Here is a 20,793-nt window from a genome sequence, read left to right as displayed (position 1 = left end):
CTCTTCGTTTATCTCAACCTTGCTGTAAAGTCGTTTTTAGTATATGAGCTAAGAACATTTGTTATGCCCTTTAAATTTGCTGAGATAGATGTAAAGAATTTATTTAGTAGCTCTTTTAGTTCATTTAGCGATGGGTTGTTTGGAGTTGAGCCTATCTTTGCTCCAAGGTTTCCTTTGATCATTAAATTTGCTACCTTATTTAGCTCATCTATCATAGTGCTATCTTTTTTGATGCCAGCTACTACTTTATCGATGTTTTCATTTATCGCTTTACTCATCTCACCAAATTCATCATTTGATCTTACCTCTAGCTTGCTTGGTGCTTTTGCTTCGTAAGTTACAAATTTAAACACATCATCAAGCTTAGACTGGATGATTTTTATAGGGTTAAGAGACTTTTTAAGTAAGAAATAGACAAATGCTGAGAGGATAACTATAAATAGCACTGCTAGGATTAGTTGGATCTTTAGGAGGGGTAAAGTATTTGACGTAAATACATCTTTTTGCATGGCAGAGATAGCCAGCCAGCCACGATCGTTTAGCTCTATGAAGTCAGCATATAGGTCTTCACCTTTTAAATTTTTATACAGTATAAGACCATTTTCATCAAAATCTTTTGCTTTGTATCGCTCGATTAACTTTTTGGTTAGCTCAGGGGCTGTATTTATTATATTTTTATCAGGGTGGATGATGATCTTACCATCTTTATCTGCAACAAAAGCATAGCTATAATCAGTCTTGCTGATACTCATGATCTCTTTGCTTAGCTCTTCGATACTAACATTTGTAGCTGCAACGCCGGCATCTTTTATAGGAGCAACGAAGCTTATTACCATTTGTTTTAAAGAAGAAGATATATACGGATCAGTAAAGGTAATGCCATTTTTTTCTTTAGCTAGTTTATACCAGTCTCTAGCCCTTGGATCATAGCCATCTTTTGGGGTTTCGTTTTTGCCATTTGAGCGGTACATCGCACCGTCATTATAGCCAGCATAAACAAGTCCAACTTCTTTATTTGACATCGATTTGCCTTGAGCTAAGATGGCGTCGATACCGTTGCGGTTTTCATCTAGCTTAGACAGGATAGAAGACATACTATCCACGATATGAAGATTATTGTTAAAAAATATATCCATTGCATTTTTAACATCTTTTAGAATTTGGCGCTGAGCTTGTGTGACTAGCTCGGTTGTCTTGTTCTGAGCAGTGTAGTAACTAGCAGCTGACATAGCCACAAACGAAATACATAGAGCAACTATTAACATTAACGCTATTTTATTGGTGATTGACTTCACACGAATTCCTTTACATATGATTTTATGTTGTCTATATCGGCTAGTTTAAAAAGAGCTATATAGCTTTTGAGATATTTTTAGCGGAAAAATGTAATTTTTTGTCTAAATTTAAGGTCTATCTTTTATTAAATTTAAAAGATTTTCTCTGATATTTTCGCTAGTTAAATTTGAAATTTCACTGTAGAAATTTCCCTCTTTATCTAGCAGATAGATAGCAGAGCTGTGAGCGACAGAGTAGCCCATAGCAGAGTTTTTAAGATGCACTTTTTGGTATTTTACGCCATAGTTTTTAGCTACTTTTGGCAGATCATTTATCTTTAGCCCGTCTGCATCTTTGTAGAAATTTTTTGCCATTAGGGTTAAATTTTCAGGCGTGTCACGCTCAGGATCAAGAGTGATGAAAAGTAGCTCAAAGTCGTCTCTTTTTAGTTTATTTAGCTCATCGCCCACAAGAGAGAGCGTAGTGGGGCAGACATCGGGGCAGTAAAGATAACCAAAATATATCGCTTTATACTTGCCGTTATAATTTTTAAGGCTCACTTCGCCATGCTCTGAAAGCGCCTTAAAATCATACTTGTTTGGCTTTATAAAAAGCATCGCAAGACCTGCGCATATTAAGATTATCATTAAGCCCCAAAGTGTCTTTTTCATCATTTGCCCTTACATTTTTAGATCAAGATCGACAAAAAATCCAGTATCCTTTTCGCCATCAAGCAGCTTAAACCTATACCTCATAAGATCGACCACGCAAGCACTTAGCACGACTTGCGCTATTAGATTATCGCCTCTTTGATCAAGCCTTGCCTTTATCAAGCCCATATTCATATTTATGCCTTCAATAGCAAGATTTGGATCTTTTAGCCCTAAATTTTTGCCATTAATGATCTTAAAGCTAAACGGTCTCATCGCAAAGATCGGTCTTGGCGAGATGTCTATCTTTAGCTTAACGCCATTAAATTTCACCTCGCAAGCATCTTTGTTTAGATCACATTTTAGAGGATCAAGTGATGTATTTACATCGGCAAATTCAGGCGGATCCTCTTTGCTGACCATAAATTTATGACCTATCCAAAAAGCGCCTGCTACGATAAAGATGAGTGAAAAAAGGATTAGAATTTTTTTCATTATTTAAAGTTTTTGGTTACCCCGATATTATCAAGCTTGATGCTCTCGCCGTTGCTAAATTTAAGCTCCAGATCAACCTTGTCGCCATCTTTTATGGGTTTGTTTAGATCCATAAGCATGATATGAAGACCGCCAGGCGCTAGCTTTGTCTCGCCATTTTTTGGGATAACGGCGTCTTCAACCTGAACCATAGCCATCATGCCATTTTCCATCTTGTGAGTGTGAATTTCAGTGCTTTTACAAACACTTGAATGAACGCCAACTAGCTTTACATCGGCATTTGAAGCGTTTTTGATATTCATGAAAATAGCGCTGTTGTTTGTGCCAGGCTTTGTGTCTCTTGCTCTGACATTTTCTAGGCTGATGTCAGCTGCCATTAGTGTAGAAGCCGCAAGCAATGCACCAAAAACAAGTTTTTTCATATATTTTCCTTTGTGGTAAATTTAATAATTGTTCTCATATTATACATATAAAGAAACTAAAATTCCCTTTAAAATTTAAAAATTGAAATTTTTTAGGTTATAATTACGCACTAAATTTTACTTTTTGGGACACTTCACTTGAAAAAGATACTATTTTTCTTCATCGCGTTAGCGCCTTGTCTTTTTGCCCAAAATTACGAAGAAATTTACTTAAAAAATGGCCCATCTGCCGTCATAGAAGCCATTGAAAAAAATATTTTAAGTAAGGACTACTGGCTAAACAAGCTCAAAGACAAGGACGTTAGATACGGATATTACGACAACGAGATACTTATAAGCGTGGTTGATAAGACTGACAAAGAGCTTGAGGTTATCTCTTATAAAGACGGCGTTACAAAAAAACTCTTTAGCTCAAGCGTCATCGTTGGTAAAAATGGCGATAAACTGCTTGAGGGCGACCTAAAAACGCCAGTTGGCGTCTATCAGCTCACACGTAGATTTACGCCAAATGACAGATATCTTGGCCCACTTGCTTTTTCTCTTTCATATCCAAATTTACTTGATAAACTTGCAAAACGTAATGGCAGCGGCATCTGGATACATGGCTATCCACTCGATGGTCAAAGGACAGATGAGCTAAAGACAAAAGGCTGCGTAGCTATGCAAAATGACATCTTGATGAAATTTGACGAAGTTATAGACCACAAAAAAACGCTCGCATTTATCTACGAGGACAAGCGCCCAGAAGCAAGCGTGAACGACATAGCGGTGATCATCTCTGGAATTCTTAACTGGAAGAAGACTTGGAGTGAGAGTGACATCGATAGCTATTTGAAATTTTATGATAAAGACTTTGAGCGATATGACGGCATGAGCTTAGAAAATTTTAAAAATATGAAACGAGCGATCTTTTCTAAAAAAGAGAAAAAACATATCGCTTTTTCAAATTTTCTCATCACGCCTTATCCAAACCTTAAAAATGACAAGCTCTTTCGCGTGAGTTTTTATGAGGATTATGCTGCTGATACGCATAAATTTGCAGGTCAAAAGACCCTTTATGTCAAGCTTTATGGCGATGAGATGAAAATTTTTATAGAGGAGTAGAAGTGGAAAAATCTCAAGAAGTAAAAGAGAAGATAGAGAAAATTTTAGAGGCGAGGTCTGCATTTTTTGCTGAGCTAGACCGCCAAGTACCAAAGAAAAATGGCACTGACGTCTTTGACTTTAGCAAGGTCAAAGAGGCTGATCTAAAAGAAATTTACGCTAAATTTTATGCATTTGACTACAACGTAAGAAAGCTCTTGCCTGACGTTTATAAAGCTTATGATGTGAATTTCAATGTCTGAGATACGCCTAAACAAAGCAGCTTACATCCACAATCTAACTAAAATTTGTGACAAAGCTGGCGGAAAAGAAAAAGTGATCGTCGTGCTAAAAGATAACGCTTATGGGCACGGCGCAAGGCTCATAGCTAGCGAGGCTAAGAAATTTGGCATAAAGAACTGCGCCGTAAAGAGCGAATTTGAAGCAAATGAGATCGCTGATATCTTTGAAAATATCTTGATCCTCTCACACATCCCAACAGGCGATGAGAGCGCTAAATTTACCTACGCCATAAACGACATAGACGCACTTTTAAAGATAAAAGAAAATACAAAAATCAACCTCGCCATCGACACTGGCATGCATAGAAATGGGCTTGATATAAGCGAGCTTGATTATGCATTTGAAATTTTAGCTAGAAGAAATTTAGAGCTTCTTGGCGCTTATACGCACTTTCGCGCAAGCGATGAGCTAAATGCTGATTATTTCGTGCAAAGAGAAAATTTTAGTGCCGCAAAAGCGAAAATTTTAGCTCTTTGCGATGAGTTTGGTATAAAAAAACCGATCTTTCACTCTCACAACTCAGCCGCCCTTGAAAGAGCTAGCGCGGTTGAAGATGAGATGGTGCGTGTGGGTATCGCTCAGTATGGATATGCTCAGTTTAATGGCTCTTTAAATTTAAAGCCAGTGCTTTCACTTTGGGCAAAGCGCGTTAGCAGGCGGGTTTTAAAAAGTGGTCAAAGCGTGGGATATGGGGCCAAATTTATAGCAAAAGATGATATAAACGTCGCTACTTACGACCTTGGATATGGCGACGGACTGCTAAGATACAATGGGCTAGGCGAGCTAAGACTTGCAAACGGCGAGATGATACTTGGTAAAATTTCGATGGATAGCTTTAGCTGTAAAGATAGTGGCGAGTGGACCTGTGTCTTTGAAGATGCAAACGTTTGGGCTAACTTTTTTGGCACGATAAACTACGACATCTTGGTCAAACTCTCGCCAAATATAACTAGAAAATTTATATAAAGGTAATATGTGAAAAAGATCGTTTTATTAGCTCTTGCAAGCCTTGCTTTTGGTGTGCAAGAGAGTGAGTTTAAAGTCTATGAGCAGATACTAAATCAGCTTGATACAAAGCAGATCCCAGCCTTTGTCATCCAAACTGCAAAGCCAAATTTGCCAAGTAGGGTCGATGAGATGATAACGCTAAAAGATGTAAGCAGCGACGGGCTAAACATACATGGCGAGTTTGTCTTAAACGAGACCAAGACAAAGAAGCTAAAAGGCTACAACAAGGCTCAAATTTCGGCTTTAAAAGATGAATTTTATCAAAACGGAAAAGAGGCGCTTTGCAACTCAGGCATGGCAAGAGCTGCGCTAAATCGTGGCATCACGCTAAGTGGTAGCTACGGCTTTGAGGGCAGACATCTTTTTGATTTGAAGCTGGATAAGAGTAGTTGCGAGTAGCCATTTTTGCGCTGTTTTTTTGCTCGCTAGCTCTGGCTCTGACGCCAGATATGGCAGCGAAAAATCACGCAACATACTACAAAAAAAAGCTCCCATTTATCTGTACGCCAACACTTACACTTAATGATATCTTAAACGTGGGCGATACGCTCATCTACAGATACGCCGTCAAACATGCAAGAAAGCAAGAGATCAAAAGGCTTGAAGAAAAAGAACTTTTGGAATTTATCGAAGCTATAAAAAAAGAGAATTTAAGAACCGCCTGCAAGGATAAAGAAATTTTAAATATGCTAAGCATTGGCGTTAGCTTGGATGAAATTTTCTACTCAGAAAACGGCGAACTAATCTTTGAATACACTATAGAAGATCGTGATTGCAAGATCTTACAGTGATATATAATTTCAAATATTTCTAATAATGTATAATTATAATTGTTGTATGCTATAAAATATTCAATATACAACTTTGTTTTATTTGATTCTTATATTATAATAGCAAGCGTTAAAAATCTTATGACCTGCGCTCGTATCAAATTTTCAAACACATTTTAAACCAAATTTCACTCTTATAAACGCCGTCTAAATTTTAAGTGTTATAATTACGGCAAAATAACGATTTTAAGGAGAGTGTATGTCTTCACGCATTATCACTGGCGTTTTGATGTTTGTTGCTATTTTGGTAGTTTTTTTTATAGATAATTATATTTTAAATTTTATTTTGCTTGGCGCTGTGCTTTACTTTGCCTTTAATGAGTCGCTCAAGCTTTATGGCATCGATCACAAACAGCTAGTTTATGCAGCGCTCGCATTTTACGTGCTTACATATTTTACAAATCCGATCTTCATCGCGATCCTTGCGATCATGCTGGTAGCATCCATCCTTGCGCACATAAAAAGCGAAAATTTAAAGCTAGTCGCCCCTTTTGTATATCCGACGACACCTATCTTTATGATGTGGATGCTCTACTCAGAGTATGGCATGGGCTATCTTGCGTGGCTTATCTTAAGCGTCGTTGCAAGCGATAGTGGCGCATTTTTCGTTGGCAAAGCCTTTGGCAAGCACCCATTTAGCCCAAGCTCACCAAACAAGACTATCGAGGGCGCAGTTGGCGGCGTGGTAGTAGGCACCATAGTTGGCTGCGTAGTTGGAAATTTCGTAACAGATGGATTTTTTCAAATTCTATTTTCAAGCTTCTTAGTCTGCGTCTTTGCGGTCTGGGGTGATCTCTTTGAGAGCTATCTAAAGAGACTTTGCGGCGTCAAAGACAGCGGCACGCTTTTCCCAGGTCACGGCGGCATGCTTGACAGGATAGATGGCTATTTATTTGGCGTTGTTGCGCTACTTTGGTCGCTATCGTGGTAATACTTGGCTCAACTGGCTCGATCGGCAAAAATACTCTAGCGCTCTGCGAGAAATTTAATGTAGAGGTTGAGGCGCTAAGCTGCGCTAAAAATGTTGATCTTTTAAACGAGCAAATTTTAAAATTTAAGCCAAAATTTGTCTGCGTGGGCGATGAAAAGCTAGCTAAAAATGTAAAAAACATTGAAGATAAAAACATCTTTTTTGGTGAGACTGGACTGCTAGAAATGCTTGAAATTTCAAGCTCAAAAAAGGTGATAAACGCCCTTGTTGGCTTTGCTGGACTTGCTCCTAGTCTAAAGACACAAGCGCTTGGCAAAAAACTTGCTCTTGCAAACAAAGAGAGCCTTGTAGTTGGCGGTAAATTTTTAAAAACAAGAGAAATTTTGCCCATTGATAGCGAGCATTTTGGTCTTAAATTTTTACTAGAAAATAAAACTACCCCAAGCAAGCTCATCATCACAGCAAGTGGCGGGGCATTTTATAAAAAGCCGATCAAATTTCTAAAAGATGCCACGCCAAGTGACGCGCTTAAACATCCAAACTGGGATATGGGCGCAAAGATAACGATTGATAGTGCGACGATGACAAACAAACTTTTTGAGGTGATGGAGGCCTACTGGCTTTACGGCATAAAAGATATCGAGGCCGTGATAGAGCCAACCTCAGCCATCCACGCCATAGTCGAGTTTATCGACGGCTCAAGCACGATGCACCTCTCGCGAGCAGATATGAAGCTAGCCATTTCACACGCTATCTTTGAAAAAGTTGAGCAAAATATCGTCTCTCACGCAAATTTACTTGATCTAAAAAATATTAAATTTCATAAGATCAGCCTTAAAAAATATCCAGTCTTTTCGCTAAAAGATGAAGTCTTAGCTAGTCCTGATCTAGGTGCCGTCATAAACGCTGCAAACGAGGTTGGAGTATTTAGTTTTTTAGAGAAAAAGTGCTCATTTTTAGATATATCAAGGCTCATTTTAGGCTCAGCAAAGAAATTTAAAGATATAAAAATTTCAAGTGTAGATGAAATTTATGAAGTTGATAAAGAGGTTCGAGAATACGCAAAAAGGATGCTAAATGCAAAGGTATGAGGGGTATAAATTTGATCTTAAGCAAAGCTTGATCGGTGTGCAGTTTTTATTTGTCGCCTTTGGCGCGCTCGTGCTCGTGCCTATCCTTACGGGGCTTGATGCAAACGTCGCGCTCTTTACGGCAGGTCTTGGCACGCTGCTTTTTCAGCTAATAACTAGGAAAAATGTCCCGCCGATATTTCTAGCAAGCTCATTTGCCTTCATCGCTCCGCTTCAGTATGGCATCGAAAAATGGGGCATACCAGTGACTATGGGCGGAGTTATATTTGCTGGATTTTTCTACGTCGCACTAAGTCTTGTGGTTCGCTTTGGCGGCGAGAAAATTTTGCATAAAATTTTGCCTCCAGTTGTCGTTGGTCCAGTCATCATGACCATAGGTTTGATACTAGCTCCTAATGCCGTTAAGATGGCTACTTCAGCTACTGATACCTACACTCAAAACGTAGCGATGATAGTTGCAGCCACATCGCTTATTGCTACTATCGTTGTCATGATGTTAGGACGGGGGATGTTTAGGCTCATACCGATCCTACTTGGCATCATCGCTGGCTACATCGTGGCTTACTGCTTTGGCATGGTTGATTTTAGCGCCATCGCAAGCGCCCCTTGGTTTAGAGTGCCAAGTTTTAGCGCACCAAAATTTGAACTCGAAGCGATTATCTACATGATACCTATCGCCATCGCCCCAGCGATCGAGCACATCGGCGATATGCTCGCTATCTCAAACGTCACAAAAGAGGATTTTTTGAAAAATCCAGGCCTTAAAAACACCCTTTTAGGCGACGGCCTAGCCACCTCGCTTGCTGCTGCCTTTGGTGGTCCGCCAAACACCACCTACTCAGAGGTCACAGGCGCAGTTAGCCTTACAAAAGCGTATAATCCAGCGATCATGACCTTTGCAGCGATCACTGCTATCGTGCTAGCCTTTGTTGGCAAGCTTGGCGCGGTGCTCTCGACCATACCAGCTCCAGTCATCGGCGGCATCATGCTGCTACTTTTTGGCATCATCGCAAGCGTTGGCATGGAGACACTTATAAAAAACAGAGTCGATCTTGCCGATCCTAGAAATATGATAATCGTAGCCCTCATCTTCATCTTTGCCATCGGTGGCATGGTGCTTGACCTTGGAGCGGTTAAATTTTCAGGTATCGGACTTGGCGCGGTTACTGGTATAGTTTTAAATTTGCTTTTACCAAAAACAAAGCATTACGAAGGATATTAATGCGTAAATTTAGACTTTTTCTAGCAGCCCTTGCGGCTACAAGCCTTGCAAATGCAGGCGCACTGGACTATGCACTTATCAAAAAAGGTGAGCCAAGTAGCAATACTATGCTCTTAATCGGTGGCATCCAAGGCGACGAGCCAGGCGGCTTTTTGGCGGCCTCTATCGTGGCGACTGACTATAACATCACAAAAGGCTCGCTTTGGGTCGTGCCAAATTTAAATTTCCCAAGTATCATCGAGCGAAGTCGCGGCACAAAGGGCGATATGAATAGAAAATTTGCCCACGTCGAAAAGGACGATCCAGACTACAACTCGGTGATGAAGATAAAAGACGTCATCACTGACAAAAACGTCACTCTCATCTTAAATTTACATGATGGCAGCGGATATTACAGAGATAAATTTATAAGCAAGGACGAAAATCCAGACAAATGGGGCAACACCTGCATCATCGACCAAAGCACACTGCCAGACTCAAAGTACCCAGAACTTGAAACTATCGCATCAAGCGTAAAAGACGTGCTAAATAAGCACCTTATAAACCCAAAACATCAGTATCACGTCAAAAATACGCACACAGCGATGGGCGACAAAGAGATGTTAAAAAGCCTCACCTACTATGCTATCACGCAAAACAAGTCTGCCTTTGCAAACGAAGCTAGTAAAAATTTAAACGCCGAGCAAAGGACATATTATCACCTAGTAGCGATCGAGGAGTATATGAAAAAGGCTGGCATTAGCTTTACTAGGCCCTTTGAGCTTGATGTCAAAAGCGTAAAAAAGGCGATCGAAAAAGAGATCAGGCTTGAGCTGTTTGACAGCTACGCTCTTAGCCTTAAAAATTTAAAACCAGCGATAAGCTTCGTGCCATTTAAAAAGGGCGAGCTAAGCTACCACTCGCCAAATCCGCTAATCGCCGTCATAAAAGAAAAAGAGACTTACAAAGTGCAGTATGGCAACCGCTCTGTCACAAGGCTAAAGCCGCAATACTTTGAGTTTACAAAGCCGCTTGATAAAATTTCTCTCTTGAGCGATGGCAACGAGCAGGTGCTAAAAAGTGGCGATAAATTTAGCGTTAAAAAGAGCTTTAAGATAAAAGCGCTCAAAAACGTTCGCGTAAATGTCATAGGATACGGCACTAAAAGTGTTGATGAGAGCGAGCAAGAGATCGATAAAAACAGTCTAAACAAAAGCTATAGCATAGATAAAGATGGCAAAATTTACCGAGTTGAGTTTTACAAAAGCGAAAATGGCAAAGAGAAATTTGCTGGCATGATACTAGCGGAGTTTAGATGATACTTGGCATAGAAAGTAGCTGCGATGACAGCTCTGTCGCGCTCATAGATGAAGAGACGCTGGAGCAAATTTATTATAAAAAGATCTCGCAAGAAGAGGAGCACGCTATCTTTGGTGGCGTGGTCCCAGAGCTTGCAGCGAGGCTTCACACAAAGGCGCTGCCAGCGCTTTTAAATGATATCTTGCCAAATTTAAAAGATATAAACGCCATCGCTGTGACAAACGAGCCAGGGCTAAGCGTGAGCCTGATAGGTGGCGTCAGCATGGCAAAAGCGCTAAGTATCGCCCTAAATATCCCACTAATCGCCGTAAATCACCTAGTTGGCCACATCTACTCGCTTTTTTTAGACCACGAAGCTACCTTTCCGCTTGGCGTTTTGCTAGTTAGTGGCGGACATACGATGATTCTTGAGATTAGCGAAAATGGCGAAATTACAGAGCTTGCAAGCACAAGCGATGATAGCTTTGGTGAGAGCTTTGACAAGGTAGCAAAGATGCTTGATCTTGGCTATCCAGGAGGTGCTGTGGTGCAGGAAAATGCACTTTTGTGCGAGGACAAAGATAGGTTTAAATTTACCGTCCCACTTCTTCACGACAAGCGCCTTGAATACAGTTTTTCAGGGCTTAAAAACCAAGTCAGAGTTGAAATTTCAAAGCTTGAAACTATCACACAAAAAGATATCTCAGATATTTGCTACGCCTTTGAAAATACGGCCTGTGAGCACATCTTAAATAAGCTTGAAAAGGTCTTTAAAATAAGAAATTTCAAGCGATTTGGCGTGGTTGGCGGAGCGAGTGCAAATTTAAATTTACGCAAAAGGCTTGAAACTCTTTGCCAAAAAAATGAGTGCGAGCTTTTGCTAGCCCCACTTGCGTTTTGCTCTGATAACGCGCTGATGATAGCAAGAGCTGGGCGTGAGAAATTTCTAAAAAAAGAGTTTATAAAGCACGGTGAGCTAACTATAAATCCACGGGTTAGTTTTAAAAAATTTAAAATTTAATTATAAAAAACATAAAGTTTTTGTGCTTAAATTTTTGATAGCTTCATAAGTAAAAATTTAATAAAATCCTAAAATATCAACAAAAAGAGTCTTTATGGATGAGTTTTTAAAACAGGCTTGGCGTGCAAATAAAATTTATACAAATGCTGCTGCTAGCGTGCCATTTTACCCAGATCTGCTAGCTCTTCTTCTAGTTTGCGACGAGAGAAATTTAGATCAGTTTATGGCGCTTGATGAGTTTAGAGCGGTGCTAAAAAGGCTTAAGGTTGAGCTTGATATATTTAGCATACAAAGTGCACAGCTTGCGACTCTTAAAGCGCTAAATGAGGCTAAAATTTCAAGTGATGAGATAGTAAAATATCTAGAAAAATTACATGATGAAAAGATCATAGATGATGAGAAATTTGCCTTTTTAGAAAAGATCATAAGCAAAAACAAAGGCGCCAATGAGGCTAAAATTTCTCATACTAAGCCAAAAGATCACTTCCATAAAAACCTAGACTTTTTAAATGAGATAAACGAAAAAGCAAGCTTGCTTGATAATGAAAAAACTTTTTTAGAGGCACTTGCGGCAGCCAAAAAAAGATCAAACGAAACACTTTTTAACATAGCTGCAAGTGGCATCATAAACTCTGGCAAATCAACCCTTCTAAACGCCCTTTTAAACAAATCCGTCCTTGGCGCTTCAAACGTGCCAGAAACGATAAATTTAACCATTTTAAAATACTCCAAAGATAGCTTTGCAAGGGTAAATTTTTACACCTTAGATGAGCTTTTAGCACTTGGCGTACCAAGCGAAAATTTACCAAGCAAAAGCGTAGATATCGGTATAGACGAGATAAAAAGCTACACCTCTTCAAGCTCAAAAACAGCAAATCTCGTAAAAAGCGTCGAGCTTTATGACGACTTAGAGCTTTTAAAAGACAACGTCTGCATCATAGACACGCCAGGCATCGATGATGCGGTGGTTTTAAGGGAGCAGATCACTACAAATTTTATGAGAGAGTGCGACCTTTTAGCCCACCTCATGAACGCCTCGCAAAGTGCCACGCAAAAGGACGCTCTATTTTTAAAAAAATGCCTTGAAAACTCGCACATCGTAAGGCTTGCTGTGGTGCTAACTCACGCTGATGAGCTAAGCGCTAAAGAGCTAAACGAGACGCTAAACTACACTAAAAAAGCGATCGGCGAGCAGATAAATGGCGTTGAGATTGATTATTTTGCGCTTAGTGCAAAAAGCTTTTTAGAAGGCGCCGCAAATAGCGGTGTAGAGGAGTTTAAGGACTATCTTTACGAGGTGCTTTTTGGCAAAAATTCTAAAAAATCAGCCCTTATCTTAAGCTCATATCAAAAGGAGCTAAAAAATATCCTAAATAGCAAGCTTGAGGCCACTAAGGCTGAAATTTTGTCGCTCAAAGCTTATGAAGTGGAGCTTAAAAAGCTTCAAAATGAGCAGGCAAACGTCAAAAACGCACTTAGTGAAAATTTCTCTAAACTTGAAAACCTAGCTCAAAATGAGCTTGCAAAGCTTGAAAGTAGCAACACCAAAAACATCTATAAAATGGGGCTTGAGACGCTTTTGCAAAACTTAAACGATAAGGTAAAAAGCGAGATAGCCTACTGCAAAAGTAAAAAACAAAGTTTAAATTTTGAGCGCCTAGAGCAAATCGCAAAAACGACGCTTCGAGACGGTGTGATAGCGCTTATGAGAGAGGCTAGAAACGAGACTTTGGTGCAAACAAGATCGTGCGAGCAAAACATCGCTTTAAATTTTGATGATTACACTATGAGTAAAGATGAGATTTTTAACATCAATGACTTTTTAGAGCAAATGGGCGTAAAGCTTGAATTTAAGGAGCTTTTAGCTGCATTTAGAGCTAAAATTTCAAGTGATGCAAGTGAAGCACTTTTAAGCTTAAAAGAGGGTTTGCTAAAAGATAAAAATATCTCTCAATTTTGTGAAATTTTAACTGACCACGAAAAAAATCGCCTTTTAAACCTCATAAAAACCTATGAAAACGCTCAAAAAGCCACGCTTGATCAGAGGCTAAAAGAGCTAGATCGTGAGCTAGAAAAGCTTAGCTCGCAAAATCAAAACTCACTTTTAAAACTAAAAGAGCAAAACGCCTTGCAAGATGAAATTTGCTCGCTTTTAGGGGAGCTAGAAAATGTTTAATGAGTTCATAAATGCCTATAAGGCGAGATATTTTAAGGTTTTTACAAGCGACTTTAAGGGTGAGCTAGCAAGGCTGGTAAATGAGCTAAATGATCCAAGCCTGCACGCAAGCGATGAGATAAAAGAGAGCCTAAATTTACTAATCGACACTCTAAATGAGCCACCTCTCATCGCTGTTATAGGGCAGTTTTCAAGTGGCAAATCAACATTTTTAAACGCTCTGCTTGGACAAAACATCTTGCCATCAGGTCTAACGCCTGTCACAGCAAAGGCTGTGCGGCTAAAATTTGCAAAGATGCCGCTTCTTAGCGTGAAATTTACAAATGGCAGCGAGAGCTTGCTAGCTAGCAGCGAACTTACAGAGCTAAACGCCATGAGCGAGCAGATAAAAAGTATGACACTTTATGCGCCAAGTGAAATTTTAAAAGAGGTAAATTTCATCGACACGCCAGGGCTAAACTCACTACGAGATGCCGATACAAAAGAGACCAAAAACACGCTAAAAAAGGTCTGTGGCGCGATCTGGCTAAGCCTCGCAAACAACGCAGCAAAGGCTAGTGAGCTTGAAAGTGTAGAAGAAATTTTAAAGACAAACGATCTAAAGGCTCTTTGCTTCATCAACCAAAAGGATAAGCTAAGCGAGGATGAGCTTGAAAGCTTGCTAAAGCACGCTAGGCAAACTTATGGCGAGCTTTTTGAAAATATCATCGCCATCTCATCAAAGCAAGCACTCCTTGGCATCACAAATGAAAACAAGAGCGAGCTTGAAAGCTCAAATTTCGCTAAAGCACTAAGCGCGGTAAAAGAGACGTTTTTAAGTGCGAGCTTTAAAGAAAATTTCATAAAAGCAAGGGCGAAAAAGATAGTAAATTTTTTGATTAGCGAGCAAAAAAACCGCCTAAAAGTTTATAGCGCAGCTGGTGAAATTTTGGATAAATTTAATGCCACGCTTGAAGAAAAACTAGAAGCGATAAAAGAGGAGTTTAAGCCTAAAATCGCCCTGCGATACAGCGATATGAGTGAGGCTATCAAGCTTGCAAGTGATGAAGTTTTTAAGCTGCTTAAGCCATTTTCTAGGACAAAATTTAATCCAGCAAAGACGCTTTTAAACAAAGAAATTTATAAACGCGAAAATTTTGAGATGATAAGCCTTGACACGGACGAGGTCTTTTCAAAGCTCATCTACGAAGATATCGTCTTTTCTAAATTTTTTAAACGCTACAAAAGAGATCTAAAAGAGCTTGAAAACGAGATCATATCGGCTTTTGATGGGCTTTATAAGAGCTTAGAAGATGAGCTTTTCGTTTATAAATCTCGCTATGAGAGCTTTAATCCATTTGATGAGTTTGCCTCAAACTACGAGACAAAATCGATAAATACCTACGCTGGCAGGACCTATGAGAATTTCTTAAGAGAGTATGAAAATGCCAAATTTAAGGCGACGCAAAAGATATCGCTCTTTTTTGAAAAGCTTGACGTAAAGGTCGCATCAAACTACGAAAATGCGCTTAAACTTGCGGTTTATTTTCTAAAGCAAAAGATCGAAAACTCGCTAAATTCGCACCTGCAAATGGGCACGCCACTTTACATCCCAAGTGCAAAAGAGGTTTATGAGCGCATGCTAAATGCCTTTAGTTTGTATGAATTTGATGATCTTATGTGCTCAAATAACTCTTTTTTAAATAAAACTTTGCTTGATATAAAGACCGAATTTAATGAAATTTACGCCCAAAAAATAGCGATGCTTGAACGCCTAAAAGCAAAGCCAAAAGAGCAAATTTTAAAGCTAGAAAAGTTGCAAAAGAGTTCGGCGATATTAAAGTGAAATTTGACTTCGAACTACACATGTGAGCGCCTTGCAAATTTTAAATTAGCTAGCATATTTAAAAATTATTTTCGTCAAAAAAGTCGGTATCAATCTTACAAATTTCATATATCTGGCTTGTTTGAACGCCTACTTTATACTTTATCATTAGCTCAGCCAGTCTGTCGCCATCTATCAAGACTACGCTAAAGTTTTGACTATCTTTGGCAAACGTTTGAGCTTCTTTTGTAAATTTCGCTGTAGTGATAAAGACGCCTTTTTTGGTATTTTTATTTGAGATGGCGCCGATGAACTGCTGTATCTCTTGCCTACCTATGTTGCTACCATCTTTATATCTCTTTGCTTGGATGTAAATTTTAGAAAGTCCTAGCTCATCTTCGTCTATTATGCCATCTATCCCGCCATCTGGACCTTTGTTTGTAAAACTTCCGGCTTCATAGTTTATTTTTTCTAAAATGCTAGATAAATTTTCATCAATTTTTGTAATCTTAAAAGCTATAATCACCGCATGAAATATATAAGCCTAACAGAGTTTTTCTCTGATAATATCAACTTATTTATGAACGTGATCGCTTCATTATTTGCGCTATTTTTTTGCTTTAGCACTGGATTTGATCTTTTATTTTTTATTACCTTGCCGCTTGGCTATATAATGGGCCTAGCCTTATCGTTTCCGCTTTTAATATTTGTGTTTTTAGTATTTGCAGCGTTAGATATTTGTATCTGTATCTTGGTGTCAGTTTGTAGAGTTTTTAAATAAATTTGGGGCTTTTTACAGCCCCTTTGCTACTTTATAGCAGCCATTTTTCTACGCATATAAGCTATGCGGCTTTGAAGTGGTAGGTGTTTTGGGCAGTTGTCTTCGCAGCCAAGCAAAGTCATACAACCAAATACACCATCATCATCGCCGATTAGCTCGTAAAAGTCCTCGTCAGTTCTCTTATCAAGTGCGTCTATCTTAAATCTAGCAACCCTGTTTAGACCGACAGCGCCGATGAAATCAGGTCTCATGATAGCTGTTCCACAAGATGCGACACAAATTCCGCACTCTATACAGCGATCAAGCTCGAAAACTTCTTGAGCGACTTCTGGCTCAACTTTCTCTTCAAGCTTAGAGATATCTGTCTCATGATCTGTGTGTATCCAGCTCTCGACACGCTTACTCATAGCGTTCATCCAGTTGCCAGTATCTACGCTTAGATCTTTTAGTAGTTTAAAGACTGGCAAAGGCATAAGCTCGATGACGCCGCTTTCAAAGTCTTTTGTTAGGGTTCTGCAAGCTAGGCTTGGTTTGCCATTTACTAGCATGCCACAACTTCCGCAAATTCCCGCACGACAAACAAAGTCAAAGCTAAGATCTGGATCAAATTTTTCACGAATTTGATTTAACGCGATAAATAGCGTCATGCCATCAGTCTCTTCAAGCTCATAAGTCGCAAAATGAGGCTTTGAAACTTTGCTTAAAGGATTGTATTTAAAAGCTTTTATGGTTATTTTTCTACTCATTTCCTATACCTGCTCTTTCATTTGGTGCTTTATATTTTGGTTGAAGGTCATAGTGCATCAAAGCCTCTTGAATTTCTTGTCTGCTCTTGCCTTCTGCTTGCATTTTCTCGCGAATTTCATCGACCTCTTTTTGGCGGATAGCGCTGTTTGGATGCTCGATGATATTTCCTTTTGCACCATAACCTCTAAATGCTGGCGGCATCTCCATCTTCATGATATCAAGTGGCTCATAAGTGATAGTTGGCATAGTGTCGCCTTCTTTCCAACTTGTAAGCGTTCTGTTTAGCCAGTTAAGGTCATCTCTTTTTGGATAGTCTTCACGGCAGTGAGCACCACGGCTCTCTGTTCTATCAAGCGCACCTTTTGCGATACAAAGCGCTAGTTTTAGCATCTTTGGCACGCGGTAAGCCTCTTCAAGCTCTGGGTTACCAAATAGTGCTTTGTTGCTTACTTTTACATCAAGTGACTCTTTGTAGAGTGCTTCAAGCTCTTTAACAGCAAGCTCTAGACCTTTGCCTGTTCTAAATATCGCAACGTGTTCCCACATTACCTCTTTCATCTTGTTTTTGATATCAAAGACGTTAAATTTGCCCTCTTTTGTGACGAGGCTATTTAGATAGTCTTCTTGTTTTTTAACAAATTTCTCGATATCAGCTGTGTTTATCTCGATCTCGTGGCTAGCGCAATAATCTGCAAAATAATCACCAACGATCATACCAGCGACGACTGTCTCAGAAACTGAGTTACCACCAAGGCGGTTAAAGCCGTGCATATCCCAGCAAGCAGCCTCACCAGCGCTAAATAGACCAGCTAGTGTTGGGCTCTCGCCAGTTGGTTTTGTCTTGATGCCACCCATTGAGTAGTGCTGCATAGGTAGGATCGGCGCCCAACCTTTGCCACGCTGATGTCCTGTCTCGTCAGTATATACTTCAGTGTCAGCAGGATCGATGCCGTTAAAAATTTCGCAAATTTCTTGAACGTCACGTAAATTTTTCTCGATGTGCTCGCGTCCAAGGATAGAGATATCAAGCCAAACGTGATAGCCATAAGGGCTAGGCACACCTTTGCCTGCACGGATGTGCTCCATGATACGGCGGCTAACGACGTCACGGCTAGCTAGCTCTTTTTTCTCTGGTTCATAATCAGGCATAAAGCGGTATCCATCAACGTCACGTAAAATTCCACCATCACCGCGGCAACCTTCTGTTAAAAGAATGCCAGATGGGACGATCGGAGTTGGGTGAAACTGAACAGCTTCCATATTGCCAAGCTGAGCTACGCCAGTCTCAAGTGCGATCGCAGCGCCGATACCTTCGCAAACAACAGCGTTTGTAGTGTGTTTATAAACTCTACCATAACCGCCAGTTGCTATAAGTGTGCCTTTTGAAACATAAGCTGTGATCTCACCATTTACTAGGTCACGAACGATCGCGCCGTAACAGCGGTTATTTTGGTGTATCAAAGCGATCGCCTCTTTGCGGTCGTGAATTTCTACATTGTGCTTAAGCGCTTCGTTTGCAACAGCAAAAAGCATGGTGTGACCAGTTGCGTCAGCTGTGTAGCAAGTTCTCCACTTTTTTGTACCACCAAAGTCACGTGAGTGGATAAGGCCATGAACCTCTTCTTTTTCAACGATAGTTGTCTTTTGAGCGTTGATGATAGCGCTTCTTTCGCCTTTTGTGATCCTAGTCCAAGGCACACCCCAAGCTGCAAGCTCACGAATCGCTTTTGGAGCAGTTTGACAAAACATACGTGCAACTTGTTGATCACAACCCCAGTCACTACCTTTTACCGTGTCAGCAAAATGGACATCTTCGTTATCGCCTTCACTCATTTTAGAGTTACCAAGGCTTGCTTGCATGCCGCCTTGTGCAGCAGCAGAGTGAGAGCGTTTTACAGGGATGAGGCTCAAAACTACGGTGCTTAAACCCTTTTCTCCAGCAGCCACAGCAGCTCTAAGACCAGCTAGACCGCCACCAATTACCAATGCGTCATAATATTTTACATTCATCTTCTAGCTCCTTTTTAATGGCTGATCCACACGAAATCAGCGATCAAAGCGATCACAGCAAGTATGCCATAAATGACAAATACAACTGTCTTTGCCTTATTTCTTTTGGCAAACATTTCGTGTTTATTTACGCCATCAATGCTTACCCATTTGACATATAAGCGGTACATGCCAACGCTAGCGTGAACGACCATGAAAACAAGTAGTGCAAAGTAGAAAATTTCTAGTTTGTGAAAAGCAGCAGCTGATTTGTCAGCAGTGATGTGACCACCAAAGATGATGTCGATTATGTGGGCGCTTGCTGCAAAAAATAGAGCAAAGCCTGTTAAAAACTGGAACCACCAAAGTGTGGTATCAAGGTGCTTCATGCGGTCTTTGTGGCCTCTAAACATTAAGTATTGTCTGTAATTTGCAGGAAATTTTCTCATTGCCAAGAAGGCGTGAGTTACAAAAACTACAAAGATAACAGCAGCTATAACATTTGTGATCCACCAAGTAGCCTCGCCAAATAAAAATTTAGCCTCTGCAAATCCTACGACAGCGTTAAATGCGTCTTTGCCAAGTAGTATAGTAGAAGTAAAAACCATATGGCACAATATGAAACAGGCTAGAATAAATCCTGTAATACTTTGCCATCTATCCCAAGCGGCTGGAGTGCGGCTTTTTTTGCCGTCCGACCGTTTCCCCAAAAAACCTTCTATAAGCCCGGTCATGAGCCCTCCTAAGAAATTTGAAATAAGTTATCATTTCTTAATACTAATTTAAACATTAGCATTAATTGATAAAGCTAATGTTATCAGAACTTTACTTTAATAAATTTTAAATATTGACATTAAATTTTCGTAAATCTCTTATAGAGTTTAATATAGACAAAAATTCCGAACCCGCACATAATAAGTGATAAAATTTGCCCCATTGATAGACCAAAAATAATAAATCCAAGTCCAGAATCAGGCTCTCTGTAGAATTCACAAATAAATCTTGCAAATGTGTATAAAATGGCGTAAAGTGCTATGAGCTCGCCATTAAATTTCTTATATTTTCTATATAAAAATAAAATGACAAAAATAACTAAACCTTCTAAGAATGCTTCATAAAGCTGGCTTGGATGTCTTGGCTGACCAAAGACATTTATCGCCCAAGGCACGTCTGTGACTCGTCCAAAAAGCTCTTGATTTAAGAAATTTCCTATCCTGCCAAAGGTGTAGCCAAAAGGTATGCAAATGGCGCAAAGATCAAGTAACTGCCATGCGTTTTGCTTATATCTTTTGCAAAATAAAATCGTCGCTAGCAAAAAGCCAACCACAGCGCCGTGATAGCTCATGCCGCGAATTCCTATAAACTCGCCGTTGTGCATTGGATTAAAAATTTGCCAAGGTTGCGTTAGATAGTATCCCGCTTCGCCAGAATAAACCAAAACCCAGCCAAGCCTAGCGCCTAAAATGACACCTATCTCTACCCAAAAAAAGTAGTTGTCTAAAAGTTGATTTGAGATAGGGATATCATCTTTTTTAACGAGATACTTTGCCATGGCAAGCGCCAAAACAAGGGCTAAAATATACATAAGCCCATACCAGTGCACGCTAAAGCCAAAGAGGCTAAAGGCGACTGGGTTAAAGTGGTTATAAATGTCGTTCCAAATTTCCATTTTTTACTTTCTTTTTAA

21 protein-coding genes are annotated in these 20,793 nt (G+C 39.8%); 12 read left to right on the top strand and 9 right to left on the bottom strand.

What is annotated here, in order from left to right:
- Positions 1 to 8: 8 nt before the first annotated feature.
- The 4 genes from HMPREF1019_RS03395 to HMPREF1019_RS03380 all read right to left on the bottom strand — a co-directional run bounded on the left by HMPREF1019_RS03395 (position 9) and on the right by HMPREF1019_RS03380 (position 2,842).
- Positions 9 to 1,295: a HAMP domain-containing protein gene (locus HMPREF1019_RS03395; RefSeq protein ID WP_009294269.1), complete on the bottom strand. Its 1,287-nt coding sequence runs from the start codon at positions 1,293 to 1,295 to the stop codon at positions 9 to 11.
- 108 nt (positions 1,296 to 1,403) lie between these two features.
- Complete coding sequence (locus HMPREF1019_RS03390) at positions 1,404 to 1,946, bottom strand: SCO family protein (protein ID WP_009294268.1); 543 nt, start codon at positions 1,944 to 1,946, stop codon at positions 1,404 to 1,406.
- A 9-nt stretch (positions 1,947 to 1,955) separates the two neighbouring features.
- Complete coding sequence (locus HMPREF1019_RS03385; RefSeq protein ID WP_009294267.1) at positions 1,956 to 2,420, bottom strand: hypothetical protein; 465 nt, start codon at positions 2,418 to 2,420, stop codon at positions 1,956 to 1,958.
- Positions 2,420 to 2,842, bottom strand: coding sequence for a copper chaperone PCu(A)C (locus tag HMPREF1019_RS03380; protein WP_009294266.1), 423 nt, complete (start codon positions 2,840 to 2,842; stop codon positions 2,420 to 2,422). Before HMPREF1019_RS03380 ends, HMPREF1019_RS03385 begins: the two co-directional genes overlap by 1 nt.
- 138 nt (positions 2,843 to 2,980) lie before the next feature.
- On the opposite strand from HMPREF1019_RS03380, the gene HMPREF1019_RS03375 reads away from it, so the two are divergent.
- The 12 genes from HMPREF1019_RS03375 to HMPREF1019_RS03320 all read left to right on the top strand — a co-directional run bounded on the left by HMPREF1019_RS03375 (position 2,981) and on the right by HMPREF1019_RS03320 (position 15,610).
- Complete coding sequence (locus HMPREF1019_RS03375; RefSeq protein WP_009294265.1) at positions 2,981 to 3,946, top strand: L,D-transpeptidase family protein; 966 nt, start codon at positions 2,981 to 2,983, stop codon at positions 3,944 to 3,946.
- 2 nt (positions 3,947 to 3,948) lie between these two features.
- A complete protein-coding gene (cmeU, locus tag HMPREF1019_RS03370) occupies positions 3,949 to 4,188 on the top strand; it encodes a CmeU family protein (RefSeq protein WP_009294264.1) in 240 nt (79 codons plus the stop codon).
- Complete coding sequence (locus HMPREF1019_RS03365; protein WP_009294263.1) at positions 4,181 to 5,194, top strand: alanine racemase; 1,014 nt, start codon at positions 4,181 to 4,183, stop codon at positions 5,192 to 5,194. Before cmeU ends, HMPREF1019_RS03365 begins: the two co-directional genes overlap by 8 nt.
- A 9-nt stretch (positions 5,195 to 5,203) precedes the next feature.
- Positions 5,204 to 5,635, top strand: coding sequence for a hypothetical protein (locus HMPREF1019_RS03360; protein WP_009294262.1), 432 nt, complete (start codon positions 5,204 to 5,206; stop codon positions 5,633 to 5,635).
- A gap of 50 nt (positions 5,636 to 5,685) precedes the next feature.
- Complete coding sequence (locus HMPREF1019_RS03355) at positions 5,686 to 6,027, top strand: hypothetical protein (RefSeq protein ID WP_180997389.1); 342 nt, start codon at positions 5,686 to 5,688, stop codon at positions 6,025 to 6,027.
- A 238-nt stretch (positions 6,028 to 6,265) separates the two neighbouring features.
- Positions 6,266 to 6,997 carry a phosphatidate cytidylyltransferase gene (locus HMPREF1019_RS03350; protein ID WP_009294260.1) on the top strand — a complete coding sequence of 244 codons (732 nt, stop codon included), beginning with the start codon at positions 6,266 to 6,268 and terminating at the stop codon, positions 6,995 to 6,997.
- Entirely contained in the window at positions 6,979 to 8,088 is a 1,110-nt protein-coding gene (gene dxr, locus HMPREF1019_RS03345) for a 1-deoxy-D-xylulose-5-phosphate reductoisomerase (RefSeq protein WP_009294259.1), read from the top strand. Before HMPREF1019_RS03350 ends, dxr begins: the two co-directional genes overlap by 19 nt.
- Positions 8,075 to 9,310 carry a uracil-xanthine permease family protein gene (locus HMPREF1019_RS03340; protein WP_009294258.1) on the top strand — a complete coding sequence of 412 codons (1,236 nt, stop codon included), beginning with the start codon at positions 8,075 to 8,077 and terminating at the stop codon, positions 9,308 to 9,310. Before dxr ends, HMPREF1019_RS03340 begins: the two co-directional genes overlap by 14 nt.
- Positions 9,310 to 10,608 (top strand): M99 family carboxypeptidase catalytic domain-containing protein, encoded by a 1,299-nt coding sequence (locus HMPREF1019_RS03335; protein ID WP_009294257.1) that lies wholly within the window; start codon positions 9,310 to 9,312, stop codon positions 10,606 to 10,608. The genes HMPREF1019_RS03340 and HMPREF1019_RS03335 overlap by 1 nt, the downstream gene beginning before the upstream one ends.
- Positions 10,605 to 11,609 (top strand): tRNA (adenosine(37)-N6)-threonylcarbamoyltransferase complex transferase subunit TsaD, encoded by a 1,005-nt coding sequence (gene tsaD, locus HMPREF1019_RS03330; protein WP_009294256.1) that lies wholly within the window; start codon positions 10,605 to 10,607, stop codon positions 11,607 to 11,609. The genes HMPREF1019_RS03335 and tsaD overlap by 4 nt, the downstream gene beginning before the upstream one ends.
- Positions 11,610 to 11,703: 94 nt before the next feature.
- Complete coding sequence (locus HMPREF1019_RS03325; protein ID WP_009294255.1) at positions 11,704 to 13,785, top strand: dynamin family protein; 2,082 nt, start codon at positions 11,704 to 11,706, stop codon at positions 13,783 to 13,785.
- A complete protein-coding gene (locus HMPREF1019_RS03320) occupies positions 13,778 to 15,610 on the top strand; it encodes a dynamin family protein (protein ID WP_009294254.1) in 1,833 nt (610 codons plus the stop codon). The genes HMPREF1019_RS03325 and HMPREF1019_RS03320 overlap by 8 nt, the downstream gene beginning before the upstream one ends.
- A 58-nt stretch (positions 15,611 to 15,668) precedes the next feature.
- Here the strand turns inward: HMPREF1019_RS03320 and HMPREF1019_RS03315 are convergent, their stop codons facing one another.
- From HMPREF1019_RS03315 to lgt, 5 genes are all read right to left on the bottom strand, one after another.
- Positions 15,669 to 16,115, bottom strand: coding sequence for a restriction endonuclease (locus HMPREF1019_RS03315; RefSeq protein ID WP_009294253.1), 447 nt, complete (start codon positions 16,113 to 16,115; stop codon positions 15,669 to 15,671).
- A gap of 281 nt (positions 16,116 to 16,396) precedes the next feature.
- Positions 16,397 to 17,116, bottom strand: coding sequence for a fumarate reductase iron-sulfur subunit (locus HMPREF1019_RS03305; protein WP_004317555.1), 720 nt, complete (start codon positions 17,114 to 17,116; stop codon positions 16,397 to 16,399).
- Positions 17,109 to 19,127 carry a fumarate reductase flavoprotein subunit gene (locus HMPREF1019_RS03300; RefSeq protein ID WP_004317497.1) on the bottom strand — a complete coding sequence of 673 codons (2,019 nt, stop codon included), beginning with the start codon at positions 19,125 to 19,127 and terminating at the stop codon, positions 17,109 to 17,111. Before HMPREF1019_RS03300 ends, HMPREF1019_RS03305 begins: the two co-directional genes overlap by 8 nt.
- Before the next feature lie 14 nt (positions 19,128 to 19,141).
- A complete protein-coding gene (locus tag HMPREF1019_RS03295) occupies positions 19,142 to 19,840 on the bottom strand; it encodes a fumarate reductase cytochrome b subunit (RefSeq protein WP_009294252.1) in 699 nt (232 codons plus the stop codon).
- Positions 19,841 to 19,959: 119 nt separating this feature from the next.
- Complete coding sequence (gene lgt / locus HMPREF1019_RS03290; protein WP_009294251.1) at positions 19,960 to 20,775, bottom strand: prolipoprotein diacylglyceryl transferase; 816 nt, start codon at positions 20,773 to 20,775, stop codon at positions 19,960 to 19,962.
- Positions 20,776 to 20,793 lie beyond the last annotated feature (18 nt).

The sequence above is a fragment of the Campylobacter sp. 10_1_50 genome (assembly GCF_000238755.1).
Classification (GTDB): Bacteria; Campylobacterota; Campylobacteria; order Campylobacterales; family Campylobacteraceae; genus Campylobacter_A; species Campylobacter_A concisus_R.
Note: the sequence above shows the minus strand (reverse complement) of the source record. Positions and strands in the feature narration are given on the sequence as shown.

Excerpts from the sequence above, each read along its gene's own strand:
- HMPREF1019_RS03295 (WP_009294252.1), bottom strand. The coding sequence starts at position 19,840 with ATGACCGGGCTTATAGAAGGTTTTTTGGGGAAACGGTCGGACGGCAAA.
- HMPREF1019_RS03340 (WP_009294258.1), top strand. The coding sequence starts at position 8,075 with ATGCAAAGGTATGAGGGGTATAAATTTGATCTTAAGCAAAGCTTGATC.
- HMPREF1019_RS03385 (WP_009294267.1), bottom strand. The coding sequence starts at position 2,420 with ATGAAAAAAATTCTAATCCTTTTTTCACTCATCTTTATCGTAGCAGGC.
- lgt (WP_009294251.1), bottom strand. The coding sequence starts at position 20,775 with ATGGAAATTTGGAACGACATTTATAACCACTTTAACCCAGTCGCCTTT.
- HMPREF1019_RS03390 (WP_009294268.1), bottom strand. The coding sequence starts at position 1,946 with ATGAAAAAGACACTTTGGGGCTTAATGATAATCTTAATATGCGCAGGT.
- HMPREF1019_RS03300 (WP_004317497.1), bottom strand. The coding sequence starts at position 19,127 with ATGAATGTAAAATATTATGACGCATTGGTAATTGGTGGCGGTCTAGCT.
- HMPREF1019_RS03335 (WP_009294257.1), top strand. The coding sequence starts at position 9,310 with ATGCGTAAATTTAGACTTTTTCTAGCAGCCCTTGCGGCTACAAGCCTT.
- HMPREF1019_RS03365 (WP_009294263.1), top strand. The coding sequence starts at position 4,181 with ATGTCTGAGATACGCCTAAACAAAGCAGCTTACATCCACAATCTAACT.
- HMPREF1019_RS03305 (WP_004317555.1), bottom strand. The coding sequence starts at position 17,116 with ATGAGTAGAAAAATAACCATAAAAGCTTTTAAATACAATCCTTTAAGC.
- tsaD (WP_009294256.1), top strand. The coding sequence starts at position 10,605 with ATGATACTTGGCATAGAAAGTAGCTGCGATGACAGCTCTGTCGCGCTC.
- HMPREF1019_RS03320 (WP_009294254.1), top strand. The coding sequence starts at position 13,778 with ATGTTTAATGAGTTCATAAATGCCTATAAGGCGAGATATTTTAAGGTT.
- HMPREF1019_RS03325 (WP_009294255.1), top strand. The coding sequence starts at position 11,704 with ATGGATGAGTTTTTAAAACAGGCTTGGCGTGCAAATAAAATTTATACA.
- HMPREF1019_RS03350 (WP_009294260.1), top strand. The coding sequence starts at position 6,266 with ATGTCTTCACGCATTATCACTGGCGTTTTGATGTTTGTTGCTATTTTG.
- HMPREF1019_RS03380 (WP_009294266.1), bottom strand. The coding sequence starts at position 2,842 with ATGAAAAAACTTGTTTTTGGTGCATTGCTTGCGGCTTCTACACTAATG.
- HMPREF1019_RS03355 (WP_180997389.1), top strand. The coding sequence starts at position 5,686 with ATGGCAGCGAAAAATCACGCAACATACTACAAAAAAAAGCTCCCATTT.